The sequence below is a fragment of the Vibrio sp. Isolate22 genome (assembly GCF_022398115.1).
GTDB lineage: Bacteria > Pseudomonadota > Gammaproteobacteria > Enterobacterales > Vibrionaceae > Vibrio.
In genome coordinates this window covers 84,344-110,202 of record NZ_JAKEUW010000004.1, presented here as the reverse complement: position 1 = coordinate 110,202, position 25,859 = coordinate 84,344, and the positions used below count along the sequence as shown (strand labels likewise).

At 45.3% G+C, this 25,859-nt stretch carries 20 protein-coding genes and 4 tRNA genes; 9 read left to right on the top strand and 15 right to left on the bottom strand.

Translation table 11 applies throughout. The features are described from left to right. The first annotated feature begins 130 nt into the window (after positions 1 to 130). The 3 genes from L1D55_RS04475 to L1D55_RS04465 are packed head-to-tail and all read left to right on the top strand — an operon-like array spanning position 131 to position 4,048. Positions 131 to 2,569: a DmsA/YnfE/YnfF family dimethyl sulfoxide reductase gene (locus L1D55_RS04475; RefSeq protein ID WP_239916645.1), complete on the top strand. Its 2,439-nt coding sequence runs from the start codon at positions 131 to 133 to the stop codon at positions 2,567 to 2,569. Positions 2,570 to 2,580: 11 nt separating this feature from the next. Beyond that, positions 2,581 to 3,201, top strand: a complete 621-nt coding sequence (locus L1D55_RS04470) for a DMSO/selenate family reductase complex B subunit (RefSeq protein ID WP_004733360.1) — start codon at positions 2,581 to 2,583, stop codon at positions 3,199 to 3,201. A gap of 1 nt (position 3,202) precedes the next feature. Further along, positions 3,203 to 4,048 carry a DmsC/YnfH family molybdoenzyme membrane anchor subunit gene (locus tag L1D55_RS04465; RefSeq protein WP_239916644.1) on the top strand — a complete coding sequence of 282 codons (846 nt, stop codon included), beginning with the start codon at positions 3,203 to 3,205 and terminating at the stop codon, positions 4,046 to 4,048. Positions 4,049 to 4,195: 147 nt separating this feature from the next. Here the strand turns inward: L1D55_RS04465 and L1D55_RS04460 are convergent, their stop codons facing one another. After that, the gene (locus L1D55_RS04460) at positions 4,196 to 5,434 is read right to left on the bottom strand and encodes a CinA family nicotinamide mononucleotide deamidase-related protein (RefSeq protein WP_239916643.1); all 1,239 of its coding nucleotides are present in this window, start codon (positions 5,432 to 5,434) and stop codon (positions 4,196 to 4,198) included. Between the two features lie 210 nt (positions 5,435 to 5,644). Here L1D55_RS04460 and L1D55_RS04455 point away from each other — a divergent pair, with 210 nt between their 5' ends. Both L1D55_RS04455 and L1D55_RS04450 read left to right on the top strand, forming a co-directional pair. Beyond that, positions 5,645 to 6,553: a DUF3943 domain-containing protein gene (locus L1D55_RS04455; RefSeq protein WP_128160093.1), complete on the top strand. Its 909-nt coding sequence runs from the start codon at positions 5,645 to 5,647 to the stop codon at positions 6,551 to 6,553. Positions 6,554 to 6,787: 234 nt separating this feature from the next. Next, complete coding sequence (locus tag L1D55_RS04450) at positions 6,788 to 7,300, top strand: ACT domain-containing protein (protein ID WP_239916642.1); 513 nt, start codon at positions 6,788 to 6,790, stop codon at positions 7,298 to 7,300. Positions 7,301 to 7,396: 96 nt separating this feature from the next. Here L1D55_RS04450 and nspC read toward each other — a convergent pair whose 3' ends face one another. From nspC to uvrY, 11 genes are all read right to left on the bottom strand, one after another. Beyond that, positions 7,397 to 8,530 (bottom strand): carboxynorspermidine decarboxylase, encoded by a 1,134-nt coding sequence (nspC, locus tag L1D55_RS04445; protein ID WP_239916641.1) that lies wholly within the window; start codon positions 8,528 to 8,530, stop codon positions 7,397 to 7,399. A 210-nt stretch (positions 8,531 to 8,740) separates the two neighbouring features. Then, on the bottom strand, positions 8,741 to 9,991 hold the full coding sequence (locus L1D55_RS04440) for a carboxynorspermidine synthase (RefSeq protein WP_239916640.1): 1,251 nt from the start codon (positions 9,989 to 9,991) through the stop codon (positions 8,741 to 8,743). Positions 9,992 to 9,999: 8 nt separating this feature from the next. Continuing rightward, positions 10,000 to 12,951: a pyridoxal phosphate-dependent class III aminotransferase gene (locus L1D55_RS04435; protein WP_239916639.1), complete on the bottom strand. Its 2,952-nt coding sequence runs from the start codon at positions 12,949 to 12,951 to the stop codon at positions 10,000 to 10,002. A 669-nt stretch (positions 12,952 to 13,620) separates the two neighbouring features. Beyond that, entirely contained in the window at positions 13,621 to 13,755 is a 135-nt protein-coding gene (locus L1D55_RS27560) for a hypothetical protein (protein WP_275665243.1), read from the bottom strand. 902 nt (positions 13,756 to 14,657) lie between these two features. Beyond that, a tRNA-Gly gene (locus L1D55_RS04430) sits at positions 14,658 to 14,733 on the bottom strand. A gap of 30 nt (positions 14,734 to 14,763) precedes the next feature. Next, a tRNA-Leu gene (locus L1D55_RS04425) sits at positions 14,764 to 14,850 on the bottom strand. Between the two features lie 78 nt (positions 14,851 to 14,928). Beyond that, positions 14,929 to 15,004: transfer RNA gene (locus L1D55_RS04420), tRNA-Gly, on the bottom strand. A gap of 34 nt (positions 15,005 to 15,038) precedes the next feature. Continuing rightward, positions 15,039 to 15,112, bottom strand: a tRNA-Cys gene (locus L1D55_RS04415). A 266-nt stretch (positions 15,113 to 15,378) separates the two neighbouring features. After that, positions 15,379 to 15,936, bottom strand: a complete 558-nt coding sequence (pgsA, locus tag L1D55_RS04410) for a CDP-diacylglycerol--glycerol-3-phosphate 3-phosphatidyltransferase (protein ID WP_004741263.1) — start codon at positions 15,934 to 15,936, stop codon at positions 15,379 to 15,381. Between the two features lie 46 nt (positions 15,937 to 15,982). Beyond that, positions 15,983 to 17,815, bottom strand: coding sequence for an excinuclease ABC subunit UvrC (uvrC, locus tag L1D55_RS04405; RefSeq protein WP_345772775.1), 1,833 nt, complete (start codon positions 17,813 to 17,815; stop codon positions 15,983 to 15,985). A 15-nt stretch (positions 17,816 to 17,830) separates the two neighbouring features. Continuing rightward, on the bottom strand, positions 17,831 to 18,475 hold the full coding sequence (gene uvrY / locus L1D55_RS04400; protein ID WP_004729778.1) for a UvrY/SirA/GacA family response regulator transcription factor: 645 nt from the start codon (positions 18,473 to 18,475) through the stop codon (positions 17,831 to 17,833). Between the two features lie 426 nt (positions 18,476 to 18,901). On the opposite strand from uvrY, the gene L1D55_RS04395 reads away from it, so the two are divergent. After that, positions 18,902 to 21,265: a DNA polymerase II gene (locus L1D55_RS04395; protein WP_239916638.1), complete on the top strand. Its 2,364-nt coding sequence runs from the start codon at positions 18,902 to 18,904 to the stop codon at positions 21,263 to 21,265. An 85-nt stretch (positions 21,266 to 21,350) separates the two neighbouring features. Here L1D55_RS04395 and L1D55_RS04390 read toward each other — a convergent pair whose 3' ends face one another. Then, positions 21,351 to 22,118, bottom strand: a complete 768-nt coding sequence (locus L1D55_RS04390) for a nucleotidyltransferase domain-containing protein (RefSeq protein WP_239916637.1) — start codon at positions 22,116 to 22,118, stop codon at positions 21,351 to 21,353. A 137-nt stretch (positions 22,119 to 22,255) separates the two neighbouring features. On the opposite strand from L1D55_RS04390, the gene yeiP reads away from it, so the two are divergent. The 3 genes from yeiP (at position 22,256) to L1D55_RS04375 (ending at position 23,795) form a co-directional block, all read left to right on the top strand. Further along, positions 22,256 to 22,825, top strand: a complete 570-nt coding sequence (gene yeiP / locus L1D55_RS04385; protein WP_004741259.1) for an elongation factor P-like protein YeiP — start codon at positions 22,256 to 22,258, stop codon at positions 22,823 to 22,825. Between the two features lie 10 nt (positions 22,826 to 22,835). Beyond that, positions 22,836 to 23,165: an HI1450 family dsDNA-mimic protein gene (locus tag L1D55_RS04380; protein ID WP_004741258.1), complete on the top strand. Its 330-nt coding sequence runs from the start codon at positions 22,836 to 22,838 to the stop codon at positions 23,163 to 23,165. Positions 23,166 to 23,312: 147 nt separating this feature from the next. Next, on the top strand, positions 23,313 to 23,795 hold the full coding sequence (locus L1D55_RS04375) for an RNA methyltransferase (RefSeq protein ID WP_004741257.1): 483 nt from the start codon (positions 23,313 to 23,315) through the stop codon (positions 23,793 to 23,795). Positions 23,796 to 24,022: 227 nt separating this feature from the next. On the opposite strand, the gene rluB is transcribed toward L1D55_RS04375, so the two are convergent. Both rluB and L1D55_RS04365 read right to left on the bottom strand, forming a co-directional pair. Further along, positions 24,023 to 25,054, bottom strand: a complete 1,032-nt coding sequence (gene rluB, locus L1D55_RS04370) for a 23S rRNA pseudouridine(2605) synthase RluB (protein ID WP_239916636.1) — start codon at positions 25,052 to 25,054, stop codon at positions 24,023 to 24,025. Positions 25,055 to 25,214: 160 nt separating this feature from the next. Further along, positions 25,215 to 25,835: an L-threonylcarbamoyladenylate synthase gene (locus L1D55_RS04365; RefSeq protein ID WP_004741255.1), complete on the bottom strand. Its 621-nt coding sequence runs from the start codon at positions 25,833 to 25,835 to the stop codon at positions 25,215 to 25,217. Positions 25,836 to 25,859 lie beyond the last annotated feature (24 nt).

Sequence of the window (25,859 nt, the reverse complement as noted above, 5' to 3'; positions counted from 1 at the left end):
TTATACATTCAATTCATAAACTTTAAATTTCATACTTATTTGACGCTTATCAACCAACATTTAAATATTAAAAGACAAAAATAAAACTACCTATAAAGTGCTACCCATCAATAACAATAGGCATCTTAGAATGACGAATAAGAAAGAATCTGGGGTAATGAATCTTACTCGAAGAGGCTTCATGAAAGCTTCTTCTGCGGTAGGTAGTGCAGCAGCACTTGCGGGCGGTATCGCTTTGCCTTTCAAATCCAAACCAGTAGCTGCTGCAGTTGCTGAAAATGTGGATGAGAAAATCGTATGGAGTGCATGTACAGTAAACTGTGGCTCACGCTGCCCGTTACGTATGCATGTACAAAACGGTGAAATCAAATACGTAGAAACAGACAACACGGGTACTGACGAATACGGTCATCACCAAGTACGTGCATGTCTACGTGGTCGCTCTATGCGTCGCCGTGTTTACAACCCAGATCGCCTTAAGTATCCAATGAAACGTGTCGGTAAACGTGGTGAAGGTAAGTTTAAGCGCATCACTTGGGAAGAGGCTTTTGATGAAGTCGCAGGCACCATGCAACGCCTTATTAAAGACTACGGTAACGACACCATCTATCTAAACTACGGTACAGGCACACTCGGTGGCACGGTCACTAAATCTTGGCCACCAGCACAAACGCTGATTGCTCGCCTTATGAACCTAAGTGGTGGTTACCTAAACCATTACGGTGACTACTCAACAGCGCAAATCGCGAAAGGCTTGAGTTACACCTACGGTGGTTGGGCAAACAACAACTCTTTCTCTGACTTAGAGAACACTAAGCTTAACATCCAATTTGGTAACAACCCTGCTGAGACTCGTATGTCTGGCGGCGGTCTGATCCACCACTACGTAGAAAGCAAAAACAAATCAAACGCAAGAACGATCATCATCGATCCACGTTACACCGATACTGCCGGTGGCCGTGAAGATCAGTGGATCCCAATTCGCCCATCTACCGATGCTGCATTGGTAGCGGGTCTTGCACACGTGATGATCACGGAAGACTTAGTCGACCAAGCGTTCCTAGACAAATACTGTGTCGGTTACGATGATAAGACTCTCCCTGCTTCAGCACCTAAAAACAGCGACTACAAATCTTACATCCTAGGTTTAGGTGAAGATGGCGTAGAAAAAACACCTGAATGGGCTTCTAAAATCACGGGTATCCCTGTCGATACCATCGTTAAATTTGCTCGTGAGATGGGTACAGCGAAACCGTGTGCTATCCACCAAGGTTGGGGCCTGCAACGTACTGCGAACGGTGAGTTAGCTTGTCGTGCAATCGCAATGCTATCACTACTAACCGGTTCTGTGGGTGTATCAGGCGGCTCTACAGGTGCTCGTGAAAGTGACATCAACATTCCGTTTGTGCGCTTCCCTACCGTACCAAACCCAATTGAAACCTCCATTTCAATGTTCATGTGGACAGACGCGATTCACCGTCACCACGAGATGACCGACATCACTGACGGTGTTCGTGGTGCAGAGCGCCTGAAAAACCCAATCAAGATGATCTGGAACTATGCTGGTAACTGCATCATCAACCAACACTCAGACATCAACAAGACACACGCGATTCTTCAAGACGAAGATGCCTGTGAAATGATTGTTGTTATTGATAACCACATGACCTCTTCAGCGAAGTACGCTGACATCATCCTGCCTGACTTAACCACATCAGAGCAAGACGACTGGTGTATGGATGGCAAAGCATCGAACATGCCTTACTTCATCTACGCACAGAAAGCGATTGAACCTCAGTTCGAAGCGAAATCGATCTACGAGATGTGTACTGAGCTTGCTAAACGCATGGGCGTTGAAAAAGAGTTCACTGAAGGCCGTACTCAAGAGCAATGGATTGAGCACCTTTACGCAGAAACTCGCAAGAACGACCCAACACTACCAACCTTCGAAGAGATGCAAGAACTGGGTATCTACAAGCGTAGCTATGACCACCACTACATCGCTTACGAAGATTTCCGTAAAGATCCTGAAGCGAACCCACTAACCACACCAAGTGGCAAGATCGAGATCTACTCAGAGCAACTGGCTGAGATTGCGAAGACTTGGAAGCTAAAAAAAGACGAAGTGATTCACCCACTTCCAATTTACGCGGACTCTTTCGAAGGCCATAACGATCCACTAGTAGAGAAGTACCCACTGCAACTAACGGGCTTCCACTACAAAGCTCGTACCCATTCCACTTACGGTAACGTTGCAGAGATCAAAGCTGCTGCACCACAAGAGTTGTGGATCAACCCAATCGATGCAAAAGAGCGCGGTATTGAAAACGGCGACATGGTCAGCATTTTTAACGACCGTGGTGAAGTTCATATTCCAGCGAAAGTGACACCAAGGATTCTTCCTCGAGTTGTCGCGCTAGGTGAAGGTGCATGGTATGCACCCGATGGTCAGAAGGTCGACCATGCTGGCTCTATCAACGTGCTGACTACTCAGCGCCCGAGCCCACTTGCTAAGGGTAACCCTCAGCATACAAACCTAGTTCAAATCAAAGCGCTAAAGAAAGCATAAGGTAGGTTGGAATGAAACAATACGGCTTTTACATTGATTCAAGTAAATGCACGGGTTGTAAAACCTGTCAGCTTGCTTGTAAAGATTATAACGATCTCGACATCAAAACGAACTACCGTCGCGTCTATGAATACGCGGGCGGTGGCTTCACTCAAGATGGCGACACCTGGGTTCAGAAAGATGTCTTTTCTTACTACCTGTCTATCGCTTGTAACCACTGTACTAACCCTGCGTGTGTGAAAGTGTGCCCTTCAGGCGCAATGCATAAGCGCGATGAAGACGGTTTGGTTGTGGTTGATGAAAGTGTGTGTATCGGTTGTCAGCACTGTAGCAATGCGTGCCCTTACGGCGCGCCACAATACAATGCTAAGAAAGGTCACATGACCAAATGCGATGGCTGCTACCAACGTGTTTCTGAAGGCAAACAACCTATCTGTGTTGAGTCTTGCCCACTTCGTGCATTGGAGTTTGGCGAAATCAATACACTTCGCGAGAAATACGGTTCTGGTGCTGATGTTGCGCCGCTTCCATCTTCTACCGAAACTTTACCAAACATCGTGATCAAGCTGAACAAAAACGCGAAGCCGACTGGCGATACCAGTGGTCACCTAGCAAACCCTAAGGAGGTGTAAGATGATTTTTCATGAGTGGTCTTTGATCTTCTTTACGGTATTAGCTCAAACGGCTGTCGGTGGCTACCTGCTTATTGGCGCCCGTGCACTGGTACTTGGCCATGACGAAGAGAAACTAAACAGCTACAAGGTTCCAATGTTCATTCTATGGGCATTAATGGGGCTTGGTTTCATGTTCTCGACAACGCACCTGGGTTCTCCACTGCGCGCGTTTAATGCCTTTAACCAACTAGGTTCGGCTTGGTTGTCTAACGAAGTGTTCTTCGGTGCGGCATTCTTCGCCGTAGGCGGCCTACAGTGGCTACTGTCTGTTGTTAAGAAAGGTGGCCTTGCTATCCAAAAAGCACTGATGGTTGGCGCTATGGTGCTGGGTGTCATCTTTATGTACGCGATGATCAACGTTTATATGATCAACACAGTACCTACATGGGACAACATCTACACACCACTGAGCTTCATCATGACCATGGTTGTGGGTGGCTTACTGCTGTCTCAATTCGTGATCGTATTTGCTAACGATAGTCGCTTTACGGTTGACCGTAACATCACGATGCTGGCTGTAATTGCGGTTGCGATCAGCTTGCTTGTGACAGTCGGAAAACTGAACTTAATCGGTGACATCCAAACTTCTGTAGAAAAAGCTTCAGAGTTGGTTGATGGTCTAGGCAGCTATGTGATTCTTCAAGTTGCATTGCTAATGGCAAGCTTACTGATTTGGATTCTACCTATGCTCAACAAAGCAAAAGTGAATCCAGTAAATCTAGGACTAGCATTAGTGCTGTTCTTAGCGTCAGAGTTAATCGGCCGTGGTTTGTTCTACAGCCTACATATGACAAGCGGTTTGTAATCACAGACTCGTTATTTGGTTATCTAGAAGGCTAGATAAACTAAAGGCCCAATACCTATTTAGATGTTGGGCCTTTTTATTTGCTCTGTCTTAACCATAGTTCAACAGGTCTTGGCTCAAGAGAACTTGGTTAACGACAAAAGCGGCTTACTTGATGATCGCTGAAGGGATAAACATATCCTTCACGCGTTTTACTGACGAGTAATCACCAAACATAGGTTTATTGTCTAGATGTCTTCTTAGCATGTCTGCAGCGACCGTTTTAATGATAGTGCGTGCATCTTCGCGCTTGTATTGGCGGTAAAACTCCAGCACTTGTCCCCACTCACCCGCTTCGCTCGATAAAGCAACACTAAAGGTATTGCCCTCTAACTTACCCGTGACTAAGGCTAATTCGGTGCCGCACTTTTCTCTTGTCGCGCCAGCCAGAGCAAACGTTGCTGCTAATGGGTCGCTCTTTTCAAGCTCGCTCTCTTTTGGCTCTGCCATTACCCAAGAGTGACCGAAGCAATCTTCAACTTGTTCATTCGATTGTAGCCAAGCCGAAAGTGCACCTTTGGTTGATACTTCCGATACCGACAAGGTTTTCTTTCTTTCCGCCATAATATGACCGATATGGTCGATCATAGGCTCATCAACACTGACAACGTTACTCTCTAACAGCTTGTACACCATTTGTAGTAGCTTAACGCGAGTTTCTAGGTCCGACTTAGGCCCAAACAGTTTCACTTCAATAAATGGTAGGTAAGAACGATAGCCCAGTTCATAACCTTCAGGCAGTTTCAATTGGTCCAAAACATCAGAAATACCAGACTCAGATAAACCAAAGGTAAACAAACGGCTGCATTCAGACGCGACTACTTGAGGGTAAGTGCGAGCAAGATCTGGGATGATTTCAAAGCTCACCATGCGCTTAAACTCACTCGGTACGCCCGGCGTGAAGTAGAAAGTCGCATCGTTAATCTTCAGCTTAAAGCCACATGCAGTGCCGACCGGATTATCGACGATTTCTGAGCTCGCTGGCAGCAAAGCTTGCTTTAGGTTGCTGTCTGGCATCGGCATGCCACGTCCAGAAAACATCTCATCCATACGCTTTAGCCATTCAGGAAACATGACTAGTTTCTGCTCTGACGCCGCCGCTGCAGCAGCCGCGCTCATATCATCGGTAGTCGGGCCTAATCCACCATTCACGATAACCACATCGTAGTTAAAGCTCAGCATCAACAACTCTTCGACTAAGGCATTCATTTGGTCACCAACCGTGGAGCGTTTAGCCAAAGCAAAACCATGTTGGTAAAACTCAGCTGACATCCAAGCCGCGTTCGTGTCTACAATGTCTCCGTGAAGAACTTCTTCACCTGTGCTTAACATTGCGATTTTCGTCATGTTTCTATCCCTTGTAGTCATAAAAAGACGCTGCATTATCTACAAACTGGTCTATGTTTGAGTTTGAGCTATTTTGCTTTTTAACAAATATTAATAATGTTAAATCTAAGGTTTTCTTAGGAAAAGCGATAAATTATTAGTTCCCTAAATCAGGCATTTAATGGATAATTGTGACCCTGATCAATTCTAAACTTTCTCATGGAGACCCTTGTGGCCAAATCACCGTTACTAGCAAAGGTTACTGCTGCATTTTCAATGCTAATGTCAGTTAACTCGGTTGCAAGCCAATACGACTTCGACCAGCCAATCAACCTTTCTTATTCGGATGAATGTGCTCAAGATTACTGTGTAAATGATAGCTTGTACACCTACAAGCCTAGTACCAATTACGCACTGAGCGAATCTAGCGAAGAGTATGATTTCTCAATCCAACAACCAAAGCACCTTTTGGTAAGTGAAGAGAAAGATTGGGATTACCTAATGGGTCAAACCTACACCATTCTTGGCTTAAGTGTGGCGACCGTTGGTTTAATGACCTTCTTACCTGAAAGTATCACTAAATGGGACGATGACCAACGTGACTTGAGTAAGCTAGGTCAAAAGTGGAAAGATAACGTATCTGAAGGCCCAGTGTGGGACCGTGACGAACACTTCCTAAACTATGTGATGCACCCGTATTTTGGTGGTGTTTACTACACAGCTGCACGTCACGCAGGTTACAACGAGTTTGAATCTTTCATGTACTCTTGGACGATGTCGACATTCTTCTGGGAATACGGTGTAGAAGCATTTGCTGAAGTACCTTCATGGCAAGACCTTTTCATCACACCTTTCTTCGGTGCGGTTGTGGGTGAAATAATGCTAGAAACCGAGCAAGACATCATTGCTTCAGGTGGTGAAGTGATGGGTTCTCAAACCATGGGTGACGTTTCTCTATTCTTCCTAAACCCTGTTGGTCATATCCACTACTGGGTTAGCGATGCATGGGGTGGTGACGCAGAAGTTAACCTGAACACTAACCCTTGGTGGGATAACCAAGATGCCGCGAAATTCGCTTACGATGCTGGCGCACCATACGATTCTCAGTTTGTTGGTATGAACTTTAAAGTAACCTTCTAATACAACGACCTGATTACTTTCGGTAATAACTAAAACTTTTCTAAAAAGCGGCTCTTAAGCCGCTTTTTTTGTGCCCTACTCTTCATTCTCTTTTTTTGCGACGCAGCTTAGTTTCAAAAATTGACGCAGGTCAAACATTGTTCGATGTAAACTTCTACACTGAAATTAAAGAACTTTATCGCTTAATATCAAACATTTAATTAGCAATGATTAATTGAGACTTTGGGGGCTGATATGAACACTACATTTATCGTAAACTTTATCGGAAAAGCATCACCTGCGACGATCAAGCAACTCGCTGCGGTGACTCATGAAAACGACGGCAAGTGGCTCATCAGTAAAGTGAATTTTATTGAAGACCAAGTAGCAGGTGTGCTCAAGGTTCAGCTTCCAGCTATCAATGAATCGATTGTTAAAGAGGCATTCAGTGCTAACCCAGACCTGATTGTTCAATTCGTTGATTCAGACCATGCACATAATGTTCAAGATACCATTCACCATCTGAGACTCGATTCTAACGATCGCGCCGGTATCGTTAATGAAGTCACTCATGTACTCGATAGACAAGGTATCAATATTCTCGATATGGATTGCCAACGTGTATTTATTGCCGGTGGTGGCGGTGTCAGTTCAAGTCTGTTTACTTCTAAGATCGCGGTGAAGCTACCAATTGAAGTGCAAATCGATGACGTGGTCAATGAGCTCGAAACTCTCAGTGAAGATACTCGAGTAATGGTTGAGAGCTAATCAATAGCAGTGAGTGGTTACTATTACTATTCATGACTCCCTAACAATAAAAAGAGCAGCACCTGGCTGCTCTTTTTTTCTAAACCTGCGACTCAATTACTTAACTGACCACTGTGATAATGAACGCTTAAAGTCTTGATAGCCAAACTCATTAAGCTTTTGTACTTCACCATTGCTGCGCTCGCAGTAGATTGAAGGCATTTTTAAGCCATTGAACCAGTTCAGTTTCACCATGGTGTAACCTGCGCTGTCCAACAAGTGAAGCTTTTGACCAATCTGCAGTGGCTCATCAAAGCTCGCCTCGCAGAACTGATCGCCCGCCAAGCATGAACATGATCCAATCACATAATCATGACTGCCGTTTTCAGAGGCTTCTAATACCGATGCAGGCTCATTGTAGATAAGCGTATCAAGGCGGTGTGCTTCGGTTGCCGAATCCACAATCGCCGTTTTCTTCACGTTCTCAACAATATCAACAACTGTCACAACCAAGTCTGTTGTTTTGGTGATGATGGCTTCACCCGGCTCGAGGTACATTTGCACGCCGTGTTTTTTAGAGAAGGCTTTTAGCGCAAGGCCCAGTTTCTCGATGTCATAACCCGGCCAAGTGAAGAATACGCCACCGCCCATGCTCACCCAATCTAACTTATCTAGGTGCTCACCAAATTGCTCAGAAATTGAATCAAGCAGACCGATGAAGGCATCAACGTCTTTATTCTCACAGTTCATGTGGAACATAACACCGTCAATATCTTCAAAAACCTCAGGCTTGATATGATCCGCTTGAACACCTAAACGAGAAAACTGACGCGCTGGGTTTGCCAGATCTTGCCCTGCATAGCTCACACCAGGGTTAAGGCGTAAGCCCAATGACGCCTTGCCTTCAACGATATGACGATAAGCGGCCAATTGGCTTTGTGAGTTGAAGATCATCTTGTCACAAATGTCAGCCACTTCTCTCACGTCTTCTTCGCTGTAACCCACACTGTATGCGTGCGTTTCACCACCAAAGGTTTCGTGACCAAGCTTTACTTCGTATGGTCCAGAGCTCGTCGTGCCGTCCAAATAAGGCTTGATGATGTCAAATACCCCCCATGTAGAGAAGCACTTGAGTGCCAGTACCAACTTCACACCTGAAATCTCTTTCAGCTGCTTAGCTTTCTCTAAGTTCGCAATCAACTTATCTTCGTTGATCATGAAGTAAGGCGTTTTTAGTTCGTTGTTTTGCATGTTAATACCTTGCGGCCCTCGAGTTCACGAAGGCACATGATAATCGAACAAAGCCGACGCAACAGCATCGGCTTGTAATTATACGTTCTCGTCAATCATATGACTTTGAATGGAATTCGCAGAACTTTGCCCTTGTAGCTAGGACATCGCGCGGAGTTTACGAATGTAAATGAGCACGATGGACAACGCAACGAGGGCAAAGAGCAAGAATTACTTCAAAGTATGGATTAGAGGTAGACCTTGCCCAGGCTCTAGCTCTTGAACGTGCCAATCTAGACCAATTTCTGGCATGGTTGCTAGGAACGGGTCTGGGTTCAGCTGTTCCATGTTGAATACACCTTTATCAGCCCATTCGCCACGGAAGAACTGAAGTGCAGCGGTAATTGCAGGAACACCTGTAGTGTAAGAAATCGCTTGGTGTTCTACGTCTGCGTAAGCCACTTCGTGGTCGGCATTATTGTAGATAAACACACTGCGCTCTTTACCATCTTTCTTACCTTGCACCCAAGTACCGATACACGTTAAACCAGTGTAACCCGGAGCAAGAGACGTTGGATCTGGCAGTAGCGCTTTAAGAACGTGCAGAGGCTGAACCACAGTACCGTCGTGCAACGTTAGCGGATCTGGGCTCAGTAGACCGATATCACGCATGCAGTTGAAGTAGTTTAGGTACTTATCACCAAATCCCATCCAGAACTCGATACGCTTAGCTGGGATGAACTCTTTCATTGAACGAACTTCATCGTGCGCCATTGAGTACACTTTGTGAGTGCCACAGTTAGGGAAATCAAACTCAAGCATACGAGAGTGACAAGGTACTTGCTTCCACTCTTCATTTTCCCAGTAGAAAGAGTCACCTTGGATCTCAAGCATGTTGGTTTCTGGGTCAAAGTTTGTCGCAAACTTCTTACCGTGGTCACCTGCGTTTACATCCATTACGTCGATCGTGTCGATCTCATCGAATAGGTGCTTAACCGCGTGCGCTGCAAATACTGAAACCACACCTGGATCGAAGCCCGCACCAAGAATGCCTGTGATGCCCGCTTCAGCGAACTTCTCACGGTAACCCCACTGCCAATCGTAAGCTTGTGGTACTTGTTGGCCTTCAGAACATAGGTCAACCGCTACCGATGTATCTAGGTAAGAGACTTTTGCTTGGTAACACGCTTCCATGATCGCCATGTTTACCCAGGGAGGACCTGCGTTGATGACTAGATCTGGTTTCACTTCGTTAATCAAAGCAACAAGTGCATCAACATCATCAGCGTCTACTGCGCGAGCTTCTAGCTTCTTAGTTGAATCTTTAAGGTTGTTCTTACCTTTTATTGATTCGATGATTTTTTCACACTTCGCAATAGTACGAGAAGCGATTGTGATATCACCCAATACTTCGTTATTTTGTGCTGCTTTGTGTGCAACAACCCAACCAACGCCGCCTGCACCAATTTGTAGAATAGCCATAGTATTAATTATCCTTGTTGTTCTGCTAGCTCTGTCGCTAGAGTTTGAATTTTGTTAATTAGAGATTGGAAATCTGAAGTCTTTAAGCACGGATTCAAGATGGTGAATTTAAGCGCGCTTTTACCATCCACTACCGTTTCACCAAGTACCGCAACGCCACGAGTCAGCGCTTCTAGTCTTAGTGTCTGATTGAGCTTATCTAAATCTAAATCACCGTTTGCTGACAGCTTGCTATTTGGAGTAGATCGGAACAGCACTGTTGATAATGACGGCTCCGCGAGCAGGTCCAAGTCAGCTTGGTTTTGAATAAGGTCAGCCACTTCTAGCGTTTGCTCAAGAAGATGATCGTACATGTCGCCTAATTGCTTTGGCCCCACGCTCTGCATTGTCATGAAGACTTTCAATGCATCAAAACGCTTAGTTGTCGCGATAGATTTATCGACAAGGTTCGGCAGCTCATCGTGTTCACGGTTTAGGTAGTCTGCGTGATGCAGTAGGTACTTAAAGTTCGTTTTGTCTTTCAACAACACGGCGCCGCAGCTGATTGTTTGATAGAAAAGCTTGTGGAAATCGACGCTCACTGAATCTGCTTTTTCAATGCCTTGTAAGCGAGCCTTGTGGCTACTCAAGATAAGCGCGCCACCGTAAGCACTGTCGACATGGAACCAAAGACCTTGTTGGCTCGCGATGTCTGCAATTGCATCAAGGTCGTCGATAGCACCGTGGTCGGTTGTACCTGCCGTGCCAACTACCGCAAAAGGAATCAGCCCTTGCGCTTTTAGCGCTTTCACTTCTGCATCTAATAAATCTGGTTTGATGGTGCCGTTTGCGTTTGTCTCAACACAGCACACCGCACTCTCGCCTAAGCCAAGTAGTGACGCAGACTTTTGAACCGTGAAGTGAGATTTGTTTGAACACAAGATACGAAGCTTGCTCGCATACTCCGGCAGACCTAACTTTTGAATTGAGTGACCATTGTGCTTATCAGCAACCCAGTCTCTCGCGAGCAACAAGCCCATTAGGTTACTTTGCGTGCCACCACTGGTGAAAACGCCGTCCGCTTGTTCACCTAATTGGTACTTATCACACATCCAATCGACCACGCGCTGTTCAACATACGTTGCAGCCGATGCTTGGTCCCATGAGTCCATTGATTGATTCAGAGCAGCGATGATCGATTCCGCTGCTACTGATGCCATGAGAGGAGGCGTATGAAGGTGTGCGATACAGTCAGGGTGTTGCACAAAGATAGAGTTAGCCGCAACTAGGTCAGCAGTGCTGTCAACAACATCAGCCAAAGCGTGCTGGTGGTTATCGAGATCAACAGCATTGATAGCCGCTTCTAGTACTTTTGGATCAAGTCCTGAATAAGGGGTTTCAACCTGCTCAAAAACCGCTTTCATCACGTGAGTAGTTTGGTTCATCACGTTGGCAAACTCGTCACTACCACGAGGGCCAGTGTGAATGAAATGCTTATTCCATTCTTGGTTTGGTTGTTCACCAGAAGCTTGCTGTTCTTGAACACCGCCACCAGCCGCAATGATGGCTTCTTCCATCACGCGCAGTGCAAAATCAATCTGTTCGAAAGAGATAATCATCGGTGGCAGAAAGCGAATCACTGAGCCGTCACGACCGCCTTTCTCAACCATTAAACCGCGCTCCAGAGCTGCACGTTGGATCGCCAGCGTCAGTTCGCCATCCGATTTGGGCTCACCAAATTTATTAAGTTCGCCGCTTGGTTGCTTGATCTCAGCGCCAAGCATCAGACCTTTACCACGAACTTCAGCAATACAGTTCACGCGAGATTGGATTTTTTCTAGACCTTGACGTAGATATTGGCCGGCAATCTTTGCATGCTCAACCAAGCTATCACGCTCAATGATTTCCAACGCTTTCGCACCAGATACCATTGCTAGTTGATTACCACGGAAAGTACCCGTGTGCTCGCCCGCTTTCCAAGTGTCGATACTCTTATCAAACACAAGCAGTGACATCGGGAGTCCACCACCGATCGCTTTAGACAGACACAAGATATCAGGGTTAACGCCCGACTCTTCAAACGCGAATCGATGACCTGTTTTACCGACACCACACTGAATTTCATCAAAAATCAGTAAGATACCGTGCTCGTCACAGATACGGCGCAAGCCTTGTAGCCAAGACGCAGGAGCTGGAATCACACCGCCCTCACCCTGTACGGGCTCAACGATCATTGCAGCTGGCTTCATGATACCAGACTCATCATCGTTCAACATGCGTTCGATGTAACGAATACTTGCGTTAGCCCCTGCTTCTCCGCCAATGCCAAACGGGCAACGTAGGTTGTATGGGAAAGGCATAAAGTGCACGTCAGACATCAAACCGCTGCGACGCTCTTTTGTACCTAGGTTACCCATCATGCCCATGGTGCCGTTGGTCATGCCATGGTAAGCACCACGGAAAGCAAACATGGTATTGCGACCTGTGGTTTGTTTGGCTAGCTTGATCGCTGCTTCAACAGCATCTGCACCGGATGGACCACAGAATTGAATCACTGAGTTGTTTGAAAACTCTTGGGGAAGAAAGGCTTTCACTCGCTTGATAAACGTCTCTTTTGCTTGAGTCGTGATATCAAGAGTTTGGTATGGCAAACCAGAATCGAGTTGGTCTTTGAGTGCTTGGTTAATCTCTGGGTGGTTATAACCCAAAGAAAGTGTACCCGCACCGGCTAAGCAATCTAAAAATAGTTGTCCACGAGTATCTTCAACCAAGGCACCGCATGCTCGCTTGATAGCAATTGGTAGACGTCTTGGGTATGAGCGAACATCTGATTCGTGCTGCTCTTGCTCAAGCAAAATAGCATCAGGTGTTAGGTCATAGGTACCCTCTACGATAGGAACCATAGTTGAAAATGAATTTGCGATAGTGTTGATATCGACTTCAAAGGCGGTAGTCATAAAAATTCCCTTGAATATGTTCATACTCACCTCCAGCAAACGCAAATACACACCAGCCCTCTCGATTAACAAGAGTTCTTAATGAAATACGCATATTGTCTAGAAATGAGATATAGCTGTACGCCCGCATAAGTCAAACGACGAATACGAAATTAAGCTGCCTTAAGACAGTGACAAATTGTTAGCGCGAGCTCAAGGTTCAGTAATGCTACTGTTTTGAAGAATTGGACATTTTTGCAGGATCGGGCAGCTATGAGGAGCTGGTCCCTTTGGAAATGCAGAGCTGATTAGCAATGTTGTAGTTAGTATGTTCAATGTTGGGTTTCCCATTAGCATGGCGAACTGCGCCATAAGTATCCCGTCTATCAGCTAAAGGACTAGCCGATACCTACCCTACGTAATGTCCCAATCAGCAAGAATGGTCATTACGCGTATCCCCCAGAAAGCAATCGCGGCTCTTTTTGAACATCGGCCGTTCCGAGATTGCGCGGGAAAGTAACATAAAGTGAAACGAACTATCAATAGTTTTTAATAATTGCTTAATTAATACACGCAGCGAGTTAGGGGTTGCTCTAAATATCACCAATATAGAGCATAAGAGCGAGATCCCCGGTTCGTTCGTCCCTCACGCCCGAGGATGACGGTGTGGGTATACAAATGTTACTAGTGGGAGTTCAAAGCTTAATGCTTGCATCATTCCTTAGAGCTGGAGGCGACCTCATAACGAACCTTACACTGCAACCAGAAAAGTTCAGTACACGATAAGGGAGTGAAAAGTGCATCACCTGCACGCATCACGTCATTCTCTAGTACGAGGAACGAGTTCATAGGGAATCTCTTCAAGCGAGTTTTTACATAGTTAGACTCAAACAACGATTTTCTTATAAGCCTACGATAAATAGCTCCAGAGCCATTCGTTCCTCACACGGATGTCAGCGAATGTAACACGCTCTGATAAAAGACTTTGAAGCTGCAACCTCCTTCGTCATTCCCTAGCGCGAGGGACGAGCTCATAGGGAATCTCGCTTTTAAAGGCTAAGTGATAGAAATGAAGTTTGATTACGGGTTCGAACAAGAAGAATGCTGATATGGATAAGCTGACGACAGAAACCAAAAAGCCCAAACATTTCGATTCGGGTTTCTCACTTTGGATCGACGCGGCTTGCTAGGTACACGGGGTCAACTCGTGACCTGATGTCTCAAATAGCTTTAGTGTGTTTCAGATGCGAAAAAGGCTCATCATTTCTGATGAGCATTTTTCAAATTGGAACGACGCGGCCGGCTAGGTACACGGGGTCAACTCGTGACCTAGAATCAGATTGGAACAAAACCGTAAAGCAGAAATAGAAAAAGCCCGAACATTCTGTTCGGGCTTTTCAATTTGGAGCGACGCGGCCGGCTAGGACACGGGGTCACTCGTGACCTGATGTCTCAAATAGCATTAGTGTGTTTCAGATGCGAAAAAGGCTCATCATTTCTGATGAGCCTTTTTCAAATTGGAACGACGCGGCCGGCTAGGACATGGGGTCAACTCGTGACCTGATGTCTCAAATTACTTTAGTATGTTTCAAAAGCAAAAAAGGCCCGTCATTTCTGACGAGCCTTTTTCAAATTGGAACGACGCGGCCGGCTAGGACACGGGGTCAACTCGTGACCTAGAATCAGATTGGAACAAAACCGTAAAGCAGAAATAGAAAAAGCCCGAACATTTCTGTTCGGGCTTTTCAAATTGGAGCGACACACGAGGTTCGAACTCGTGACCTCAACCTTGGCAAGGTTGCGCTCTACCAGCTGAGCTAGTGTCGCATTTGCTTTATCGAGATAAAGACTTGTAGATGGTGCCCCGGGCCGGACTTGAACCGGCACAACGCGAACGTCGAGGGATTTTAAATCCCTTGTGTCTACCAATTCCACCACCAGGGCACGCAATTCTTTATTGCGATGCCGATTACTGAAAAGTAAAACACCATCTTATGTTGACGCCAATCAACATACAAAATTTGGAGCGACACACGAGGTTCGAACTCGTGACCTCAACCTTGGCAAGGTTGCGCTCTACCAGCTGAGCTAGTGTCGCATTTCATTATTCTTCTCTTAAACAAGAGAGATAATGGAGGCGCCTCCCGGAGTCGAACCGAGGTCCACGGATTTGCAATCCGCTGCATAGCCACTCTGCCAAGGCGCCTTAGTAACTCCAATCGAATCGCTCATTGCCATCCTCTTGGGTACGGGATGCATTCTACGGATTCGAGCGGATGAGTCAATAATATTTTTGTATTTTTAATTCGTTTGAATAGATTTCATACTAAACGGGCTAAATAGCTGACTTTATGTGCAAAACACACCGTGTATCGGCTATTCAAAAGAGATCTATATCACATTAGATATCCAGTATTGATTATTTGACCTTAGGTTAAAGATCAAAAAAGCGAGCCTTAGCTCGCTTCTTCATCAATGGTGTTTTTCGTCTAACAAATCGTCTTTGGCAGCCATTAAGTATTGTGCCATCGACCAGTAGGTTAGAATCGTTGCAACGTAGAGAGCAATGTAGCCAACCCAAATCATCCAATCGTCATAGCGCCAGATAAGCACCCACAACGCAAACATCTGAGAAACCGTCTTAACTTTACCGACCCAAGAAACCGCTACGCTTGCACGTTTACCGATTTCAGCCATCCATTCACGAAGTGCAGAGATGATGATCTCGCGAGCTATCATGGTCACAGCTGGGATAGTGACCCAAATTGAGTGGTAATGCTCGGTAATTAAAATAAGAGCCGTCGCAACCAGTACTTTGTCTGCGACTGGGTCAATAAAGGCACCAAAACGAGATGTTTGCCCTAGCTTACGAGCAAGCATGCCATCTAACCAATCAGTAAAACCCGCTACCCAAAAAACCATCGCAGCAGCAAAAGGAGCCCATTGGTAAGGTAGGTAAAAAACAACAACGAATACTGGGATCAAAAATAGTCTCAGTAAGGACAAAATGTTAGGTATATTCAAACGCATATTATTGGGCTCTTATTAATTGCGCTTTAATGGTGCGGGATTTTTACTATTGTTTCAATGCTTGATAAATGTTTTCTGCCAAAGAATGACTAATGCCCGGCACTTTGGCTATTTCTTCAACAGTTGCACGCTTGAGTTCTTGTAAGCCACCCATGTATTTCAGCAAAGCTTGGCGACGCTTGGGTCCTATCCCTTCAATTCCTTCCAAGGCACTGGTTCGACGCGTTTTACCGCGCTTCGCTCTATGCCCTGCAATCGCATGATTATGGCTCTCATCACGAATATGCTGAATAAGGTGCAAGGCTGGTGCATCACTTGGCAAATTAAACTCTTCACCTTCAAGGGTAATGAGAGTTTCTAAACCAGGTTTACGCGTCACGCCTTTGGCGATACCCATCATTCTCGGTCTGAACGGCCAATCTCCCCAATATTGAGAGATAATCTCATGAGCGCGGTTGAGTTGACCTTTACCACCATCGATAAAGATAATGTCAGGGATCTTATCAACATCAAGCTGCTTCGAATAACGCCTCTCAAGCGCCTGAGCCATTGCTGCATAGTCATCACCACCGGTAATGCCTGTGATGTTGTAACGACGATACTCGGGCTTAACAGGGCCTTCTTGGTTGAACACCACACAAGATGCGATGGTGCTTTCACCCATGGTATGACTGATATCGAAACATTCCATGCGCTTAATCGCATCCATCGACAGCACTTCTTGAAGCTCTTTGAAACGCTGATTAATCGTCATCTTGTGGTTAATCTTGGTAGTAATCGCCGTTAACGCATTGGTATTCGATAGCTTAAGGTAGCGACCACGAACGCCAGAAGGATTAGTATTAAAATGGATCTTACGACCCGCCACTTCACATAAAGCTTCCTGAATAGGAGTGACGTCTTCCATCAAATCCGCATTCAGAATCAAACGAGTTGGAATGGTTCTAGCCTCATTATGGGCTAAGTAATACTGGCTTAAGAAGCTAGAGAAAACCTCTTCACGCACTGTATTGTTTGGGATCTTTGGAAAATGACTTCGGCTGCCCAAGACTTTACCTTGGCGAATCATCAAGATATGAATACACGCCACACCATTTTCTTGTGCAAAGCCAAGCACATCCATATCTTCCATGGAATCGTCAGATACATATTGCTGCTCTTGTACTCGTCGAATCGCTTGGATCTGATCTCGGAAAGTCGCAGCTTGCTCAAAGCGGAGCTCACGGCTTGCTGTGTCCATCTTCTCGATAAGCGTTTCAAGCACTAACTTATCTTTTCCTTGCAGGAACAAACGAACATAGTCGACCAGTTCGCTATACTCTTCATCAGAAATGATTGAGCTGACACATGGCGCAGCGCAACGACCAATCTGATACATCAAGCAAGGGCGAGTTCTGTTGGCATAAACCGTGTCTTCACATTGGCGAGCGGGGAAGATTTTTTGGATTAGGTGTAGCGTCTCACGCACAGCGCCGGAGTCAGGGTAAGGACCAAAGTATTCACCTTTTTTCTTTTTAGCTCCACGATGCATCGATAAACGAGGATGCTTGTGACCACTAATAAAAATATAAGGGTACGACTTATCATCACGCAGGAGCACGTTGTATTTTGGCAGGTACTGCTTGATGTAGTTATGCTCAAGGATAAGAGCTTCGGTTTCCGTGTGCGTTACAGTGACATCGATCTTGTCGATGTTGCTGACTAAAGCGCGTGTTTTTTCACTGTCGACTTTTTTACGGAAATAACTAGAAAGGCGTTTTTTGAGGTTCTTTGCTTTACCGACGTAAATAACGACAGCCTCAGCGTTATACATTCTATAAACGCCGGGCTGCGCGGTTACTGTCTTGAGGAATGAGACTGAGTCAAACAAGTTGGTCACTATACGATCTCAGTGTTAAAGGGTCTCAGTATCTAACATTCCATGTCTAATCGCTAAGTGCGTTAGCTCTACATCGCCACTGATATCCAGTTTGCTGAACAAACGGTAGCGGTAACTATTCACTGTCTTAGGACTTAGATTGAGTTGTTCTGAAATATCCGTCACTTTCTGACCTTTGGTAATCATCATCATGATTTGAAGTTCACGTTCAGATAAGTCTGCGAATGGATTTTCAGACGCAGGCGAGAATTGGCTCAAAGCCATCTGCTGCGCAATTTCTGGTGAAATGTATCGTTGGCCGCTGTTGACCACACGAATTGCATTGACCATTTCATCCGGACCTGCACCTTTAGTAAGGTAACCAGCAGCTCCGGCTTGCATCACTTTAGTTGGAAACGGATTTTCCGTATGAACAGTTAAAACGATGATTTTAACATCAGGGTTGAAACGCAAGATCTTCTTGGTTGCTTCTAAGCCACCAATACCAGGCATATTCATATCCATCAAAATAACGTCAGTATTGTTAGTACGACACCATTTTGCAGCATCTTCACCGCTTTCAGCTTCCCCTGCTACGTTCATTCCACGGACGTCTTCAATAATACGTCGTATCCCTGTGCGAACCAGCTCGTGATCATCTACAAGGAAAACATTTATCAAACTTGTATCTCCACACTATTAATTGGCTCTGCAACCACTGTGTCGTTTCATCTGTTTGAAACAATCGGACAAAGGAACAGTGGATCGCAGCATTGAGTACATCTTAACTTAATTACTAAAGAAAAGCTCTGTTGAATATGTGCTGAAACACTAACTTTAGCAAGTACTTATTTATAAAAAGGTACGCTAAAAACACAAGCTTTCACTAAAAATCAACTAGTTAAAACAACACCCAATAAAATTACATAAGATAAAGATATTTTCAATACCATTAAATGGCCATTCTCGACAATTTCACTTTTTTGCTTACAGAGTCCCGTTATTTACTGCTACTAACGAGTATTTAATGACTATCTTTGCAGCCTATTGTGCGTAATCTGGCGCTAGATGGTAGTATTCACTCCCCCGTATCAATAGGTTATTACATTGGATATTCAGCAAGGCTTTGTACTTACAAGACAGGCGAGAGATTTTTCAGGGCGCACACAAATCGACTTGTGGTTAAACACACCGGAAGGCCCTACTCTTCTGACTATTCAAAACGAAAAGCCAGTGTTTTTTGTTGCTCAATCTGATGTAGCCGCATGCGAGTCGATTGCAGCCAAAGAGTCCATTGAGTGCCAGTTTAAACCTCTTGAGCTCGCAACTTTCGAGCAAACCCCTCTCGCGGCTTGTTATACAACACTATCGAGAAGCAGCTTTGGGTTAGCACAAGCCTTTAACAACGAAGAAATCCAGACTTTTGAGAGCGATATTCGCCTTGCGGATCGATTCCTAATGGAACGTTTTATCAAGGGAAGTATCGAGTTTACTGGCACGGCTGTGCAAAAGAATCAGCATCGTCGAGTCTCCAATGCCAAGTGCAGAGCGGGCAATTACTTACCAACATTATCGATGGTTTCTCTGGATATTGAATGTTCAGAGAAAGGCGTGCTCTACTCCATTGGCTTAGACAGTCCAATGGATAGCCGAGTGATTATGATTGGCGAGCCTCAACAAGCTGAAACCAATATCCAATGGGTTTCGAATGAAAAAGCGCTGCTTGAAGCGATGATTTCGTGGTTCTCTGAATTTGACCCAGACATCATCATTGGCTGGAACGTCATTGACTTCGATTTTAGGCTACTACACAAGCGTGCAGAATGGAACGAGGTGAAGCTCAGCATTGGTCGGGATAACCAACCTAGCTTCTTCCGCAGCTCAGCACAAAACCAACAAGGCTTCATAACCATTCCTGGACGTGTCGTTTTGGATGGCATCGACATGTTGAAAACGGCCACCTATCACTTTCGCTCCTGGTCGCTTGAGTCTGTCTCTCGCGAACTGCTTGGTGAAGGGAAAGATATCCATAACGTTCATGACCGCATGGATGAGATTAATCGAATGTTCAAGTTCGATAAGCCCTCATTGGCTAAGTACAATCTGCAAGACTGTGTGTTGGTAAATCGAATCTTCGAACGCACTCACCTACTCGATTTTGTTATTGAGCGCTCTCGCTTGACCGGAGTTGAGCTAGACCGTGTTGGCGGCTCTGTTGCAGCCTTTACCAATTTATACTTACCTCAGATTCACAGAGCAGGTTATGTTGCCCCTAACCTGGAGCCTGAGAACTGGATTGCGAGCCCCGGTGGCTACGTGATGGACTCCATACCTAATCTTTATGACTCGGTACTAGTGCTCGACTTCAAGAGCCTGTACCCGTCCATCATTCGCTCGTTTTTGATTGACCCTATGGGGCTAATCGAAGGGTTGAAGTTGGAAATCGGCCCAGCAGAAGACCAAGCCGTTGATGGTTTTCGCGGTGGACAATTTCACCGTACCAAACACTTCTTGCCAGAGATGATCGAAAACCTTTGGGCTGCACGTGACGTTGCAAAGAAGAACAACGAGAAAGCATTCTCTCAAGCCATTAAGATCATCATGAACTCTTTCTATGGCGTGTTAGGTTCATCTGGTTGCCGCTTCTTTGATACAAGGTTGGCGTCATCAATCACGATGCGTGGCCATGAGATCATGAAGCAAACCAAAGTTCTGATCGAAGACAAGGGCTACCAAGTGATTTATGGGGATACCGACTCGACTTTCGTTTCCCTCAATGGCAGTTATGACCAAGAACAAGCCGACGAGATCGGCCATCAACTAGTGGCCTATATCAACAACTGGTGGACTAATCACCTTAAAGATGCCTATAACCTGACTTCAATTCTTGAATTAGAATACGAGACCCACTATCGCAAATTCCTGATGCCAACCATTCGTGGTTCGGAAACCGGTTCGAAGAAGCGCTACGCAGGCTTAATCAATCATGGTGACCAAGAGAAGATCATTTTCAAAGGGCTTGAAAGTGCACGAACAGACTGGACACCGCTAGCACAGCAGTTCCAACAAACCTTGTATGAGATGGTCTTTCACGACCAAGATCCGACCGACTACGTCAGACAGTTTGTTGATGAAACTTCAGCAGGTAAACATGACGATTTACTGGTTTACCAGAAGCGTTTGCGCCGCAAGCTGCATGAGTATCAAAAGAACATTCCACCACAAGTTCGAGCAGCCAGAATGGCAGATGAGGTCAATGCAAAACTAGGACGCCCACTTCAATACCAAAACAAAGGACGTATTGAATACTTGATTACCTTGAATGGCCCAGAGCCTAAAGAGTATTTGAAGAGTGGTATCGATTATCAGCATTACATCGATAAACAGATTAAGCCGGTAGCTGAAGCGATTTTGCCTTTTATTGGATTAGATTTTGAGAGAGTTAGCGGGCAGCAATTAGGTTTATTCTAAGATTTTTGTCTGAGTTTAATCAGAACAAAAAAGCAGAGGAATGTTCAATTCGCTCTGCTTTTTTATATCTGTAGAGTATGAAGCTTTACCCTATTCGAAATTCAGTTTTCTGATACTGCTTAACCAGCCATTCCCCAAACCCATCTAGAATGCCGATCACTGAACGTTTCGGAATCGGTCGACCTGAAAGTAAAATACCCAGTCTTTGAATTTCAACTTCTCTATCTGGATGATATTTCAGGAACTGCTGACCACACTCGACAGGATTATCGAACCAAGACTTGTCACGGTACATCACCAAAGAGTAACTCGCTCGTAGCAGTTTCTTAGCGATGATCACTTGCGCTGCAACTTGCTGCTCAGGCGTTGCTGCTCGCGCAATTTTGTTTCGATATACCGCTAACCAGTTCTCGACGTCCATATTCCAATGCTTGGCAATTTCCCAACTGGTTTCAAAATCACCATAACAGTCTGATAGATCTTCACCGTATACACACACCGACAGGTGCTTGAGCATAAAGCCCCATGTGAAGATGTTATCGAAATCGACAACGTCACTCACCAAAGTGGTCTTTATTGCCACCTGAGTGACTTGAGGAAAGCTCTTTTGAAAACGCCATTTAATAGTGTTTAACAGCGTAGTTCGCTGTTCAGGGAACGGACGGTGTGTCACCACAACCACATCAAGATTTGAGCGACCAGCTACGGCTTGCTTACGAGCAACACTGCCATAAATATAGACACTGTGAAGATTAGAACCTAGCCCACCTTTTAAGAAGGTAATCAGATCGTTAACCACAGGTTGGAATTCAGGTTGAAAAGGCTGTGTAGGGTCAATAACAGGTAACTGCATAGGTCGTTTCGGCAAATAAAATCATGATTTAACTGTGACTCTATGATCGCTTAGGTGACTTTATGATTCAAGCTATTCCTATTTATAGCATCTCCGAGATATAATCAGCGAATAGACCCACTAAGGACAAACACAAAATGCCTAGAGCAAGTGAAATTAAAAAAGGTTTTGCTATCACTGTAGAAAGCAAAACAGTCATTGTTAAAGATATCGAAGTAACAACACCAGGTGGCCGCGGCGGTCAAAAGATTTACCGTTTCCGTGGTAACGACGTAGCAACTGGCGTAAAAACTGAAGTTCGCCACAAGGCTGACGAAATCGTTGAAACTATCGACGTAACTAAGCGTGCAGTAATGTTCTCTTACGTTGATGGCAACGAGTACATCTTCATGGACAACGAAGATTACACACAATTCATCTTCAACGGTGAAACTATCGAAGACGAACTACTGTTCATCAACGAAGACACTCAAGGCATGTACGCTATCCTTATCGACGGCAACGCTGCAACACTTGAGCTACCAACATCTGTTGAGCTAGTTATCGAAGAGACTGACCCTTCAATCAAAGGTGCATCAGCGTCTGCTCGTACTAAGCCTGCTCGTCTTTCTACAGGTCTTACTATCCAAGTACCTGAATACATCGCGACTGGCGACAAAGTAGTAGTAAACACTGCTGAACGTAAATACATGAACCGCGCAAGCTAAGATACTTATTATGACCGAAGCTAACGACCTAATGTCTTATGACGACGCAATTGATACTGCATACGACATCTTCCTAGAGATGGCACCCGATAACCTTGAACCTGCAGATGTGATTCTATTCACGGCTCAGTTTGAAGACCGTGGCGCTGCAGAGCTTGTTGAAACAGGTGATGATTGGGTTGAACATGTTGGCTTTGAAGTCGACAAAGAAATCTACGCAGAAGTGCGCATTGGTCTTGTGAATGAAGCTGATGACGTTCTAGACGACGTATTTGCTCGCATGCTAATCAGCCGTGACCCAGAGCATAAGTTCTGTCACATGCTGTGGAAGCGCGACTAGTTCGACCGCTGACGCTCAACTTCATGAGTAAACAAGCACTCATGTAAACGAGTTAAAAATCTAGCCGAGCCACTTGCTCGGCTATTTTTATCACGCTACGTACCTGCATGAGCACTCTCTTTCATTATCAACTTTATATTCATTGATATGACCAAAGCAAAAACAGACACACAATCTAAAGGCTATGCCTGCATTGGCCTAGTTAACCCAAAGACGCCTGAAAACGTAGGCTCTGTAATGCGAGCGGCTGGCTGCTACGGCGCTAACTCTGTGTTCTATACAGGCACACGCTACGATCATGCGCGAAAATTCCACACCGACACCAAAGAGAAGCACTTAGAACTGCCACTGATCGGTGTTGAAGAGCTGAAAGACATTATTCCAGTAGGCTGCGTGCCTGTGGCCGTTGATCTGATTGAAGGTGCGAAACCTCTACCGGATTACAAACACCCACCACGCGCGTTTTATATTTTTGGTCCTGAAGATGGTACCTTGAAGAAAGAGATCACTGACTTCTGCCGAGACACGATTTACGTACCAACCAATGGCTGCATGAACCTCGCAGCATCTGTGAACGTGGTGCTTTATGACCGCTTGGCGAAGGGTGACAACTTTTCGAATCATAAGTAGAAGAGATACGAGATACGAGATACGAGATACGAGATACGATCGGATTATAAGTGCGCGTACACGAAAGGCACGCATACTGTCGTTTATGGCAGCATATTTTCGCTACTCGATTACTCGCATCCCCCATCTTCTATTTCTTCAGACGTAAAAAAACCTGCTCAATGAGCAGGTTTTTTAGTATTCAGTGCTTTAAGACAATAAAGCTTTAAGCTTGAGAACTTACATCATTACTGACGAGTTCTTGGCTTAGCTGGTTTAGCCGGACGACCGTTGTTTGTCTTTGGCTTGCTTTTGTTCGCTTGAGGCTTGCCTTTTGCTGCTGGAGCGCTGCGACCTGTATCAGGTGTTGTAGTACCACGAGTAGCTGGCTTCTTACGTTTAGCTTGATTGCTACGGCCTTTTGGTGCATTTGCGCGCTCTTCGTGACGCTTAACAGCGCGACGAATTTTCTGGCTACGAGAACGCTCACGCTTACGAGAAGTGTTTGAAGGATCAAGGTCCAACAGTGTCTCTTTCTCAGGCTTAAGTTCTACAAGCTCACGCAGGTAGTTTACTTCTTGAAGATCTAGCTCTTTCCAACCACCACGAGGCAGTTTCTTATCAAGGTAGATATCACCGTAACGTACACGTTTCAGGCGGCTTACTGTTGTTTCTTGTGATTCCCAAAGACGACGAACCTCACGGTTACGACCTTCGTTAATCGCTACGTAGAAAGTATGGTTCATACCTTCACCACCAGCGTAAACCACATCTTCGAAACGAGCCATGCCGTCTTCTAGTTCAACACCGCGCACAAGGTTCTTAACCTTCTGCTCAGTAACTTCACCAAATACACGTACTAGGTATTCACGCTCAACCTGACGGCTTGGGTGCATTAGACGGTTTGCAAGTTCACCATCAGTAGTGAAAAGCAAAAGACCAGACGTGTTCGCATCAAGACGACCAACCGAAATCCAACGAGAACCACGGATCTTAGGTAGACGATCGAAAACTGTGCGGCGACCTTCAGGATCATGACGAGTACATAGCTCACCTTCAGGCTTGTAGTAAGCAAGTACACGACAAACCACTTCTTCAGACGCTTTGCCTGAAACAGTATGGCCATCGATACGGATCACTGAGTTTTCGTCTTCAAGACGTTCGCCCAGTTTCGCAACTTGCCCGTTAACACTTACACGGCCAGATTTGATTAAACCTTCTAGTTCACGACGAGAACCGTGACCAGCTCGCGCTAAAACCTTCTGTAATTTTTCGCTCATTTACTCTTTTCTACCTAATTGTCGTCTTCACAGACGTCGAATGAATTTTTCGCGACCAAATCGCGGTCGCGTATTATCGCAAATTACCTACCAAAAAGCACTTGTTATTTACTTATGGTAGGCGCTCTGTATCGTTACAGACTGTTAACCAGTAATGCGATTATTCAAACGGCGCTGGATCACCGGCACCACGGCGTAGAATGACAGCATCATCGTCGCTGAAGTCAATCACTGTGGTCGGTTGTTCACCTAAGTAGCCACCATTCAAAATAACATCAACAGCGTGTTCTAGACTGTCGCGAATTTCTTCTGGATCCGACTCTGTTGTCTCATTACCCGGTAAAATAAGAGACGTAGACATCAATGGCTCACCCATCGCTTCTAACAGGTCTAGAGCGATCTTGTTGTCTGGTACACGAATACCAATGGTTTTACGTTTCGCGTTCATCAAACGCTTTGGCACTTCTTTGGTCGCTTTAAAAATAAACGTGTAAGCACCTGGCGTATGAGCCTTCAGCAGACGAAAAGCAACGTTGTCTACTCGGGCATACAGTGACAGTTCAGACAAGTCACGACATAACAGAGTGAAGTTATGCTTGTCGTCGATACGACGAATCTTACAAATACGTTCTAGTGCTTGTTTGTTCTCAAGCTGACAACCCAGCGCATAGCCTGAGTCGGTTGGATAAACCACTACACCGCCGTTACGAACAATCGCAACCGCTTGGTTGATTAAACGTGCTTGTGGGTTATCTGGGTGTACATAAAAAAACTGGCTCATTATTGATCCTCGTTATCGAATCTC

Bases quoted from the DNA above. Each gene is read 5' to 3' on its own strand.
- pgsA (WP_004741263.1), bottom strand. From the start codon at position 15,936: ATGCGTTTGAATATACCTAACATTTTGTCCTTACTGAGACTATTTTTG.
- L1D55_RS04475 (WP_239916645.1), top strand. From the start codon at position 131: ATGACGAATAAGAAAGAATCTGGGGTAATGAATCTTACTCGAAGAGGC.
- L1D55_RS04460 (WP_239916643.1), bottom strand. From the start codon at position 5,434: ATGACGAAAATCGCAATGTTAAGCACAGGTGAAGAAGTTCTTCACGGA.
- rluB (WP_239916636.1), bottom strand. From the start codon at position 25,054: ATGAGCGAAAAATTACAGAAGGTTTTAGCGCGAGCTGGTCACGGTTCT.
- L1D55_RS04380 (WP_004741258.1), top strand. From the start codon at position 22,836: ATGACCGAAGCTAACGACCTAATGTCTTATGACGACGCAATTGATACT.
- L1D55_RS27560 (WP_275665243.1), bottom strand. From the start codon at position 13,755: ATGAACTCGTTCCTCGTACTAGAGAATGACGTGATGCGTGCAGGTGAT.
- L1D55_RS04470 (WP_004733360.1), top strand. From the start codon at position 2,581: ATGAAACAATACGGCTTTTACATTGATTCAAGTAAATGCACGGGTTGT.
- L1D55_RS04440 (WP_239916640.1), bottom strand. From the start codon at position 9,991: ATGGCTATTCTACAAATTGGTGCAGGCGGCGTTGGTTGGGTTGTTGCA.
- nspC (WP_239916641.1), bottom strand. From the start codon at position 8,530: ATGCAAAACAACGAACTAAAAACGCCTTACTTCATGATCAACGAAGAT.
- L1D55_RS04450 (WP_239916642.1), top strand. From the start codon at position 6,788: ATGAACACTACATTTATCGTAAACTTTATCGGAAAAGCATCACCTGCG.
- L1D55_RS04465 (WP_239916644.1), top strand. From the start codon at position 3,203: ATGATTTTTCATGAGTGGTCTTTGATCTTCTTTACGGTATTAGCTCAA.
- yeiP (WP_004741259.1), top strand. From the start codon at position 22,256: ATGCCTAGAGCAAGTGAAATTAAAAAAGGTTTTGCTATCACTGTAGAA.
- L1D55_RS04365 (WP_004741255.1), bottom strand. From the start codon at position 25,835: ATGAGCCAGTTTTTTTATGTACACCCAGATAACCCACAAGCACGTTTA.
- L1D55_RS04390 (WP_239916637.1), bottom strand. From the start codon at position 22,118: ATGCAGTTACCTGTTATTGACCCTACACAGCCTTTTCAACCTGAATTC.
- L1D55_RS04375 (WP_004741257.1), top strand. From the start codon at position 23,313: ATGACCAAAGCAAAAACAGACACACAATCTAAAGGCTATGCCTGCATT.
- L1D55_RS04435 (WP_239916639.1), bottom strand. From the start codon at position 12,951: ATGAACATATTCAAGGGAATTTTTATGACTACCGCCTTTGAAGTCGAT.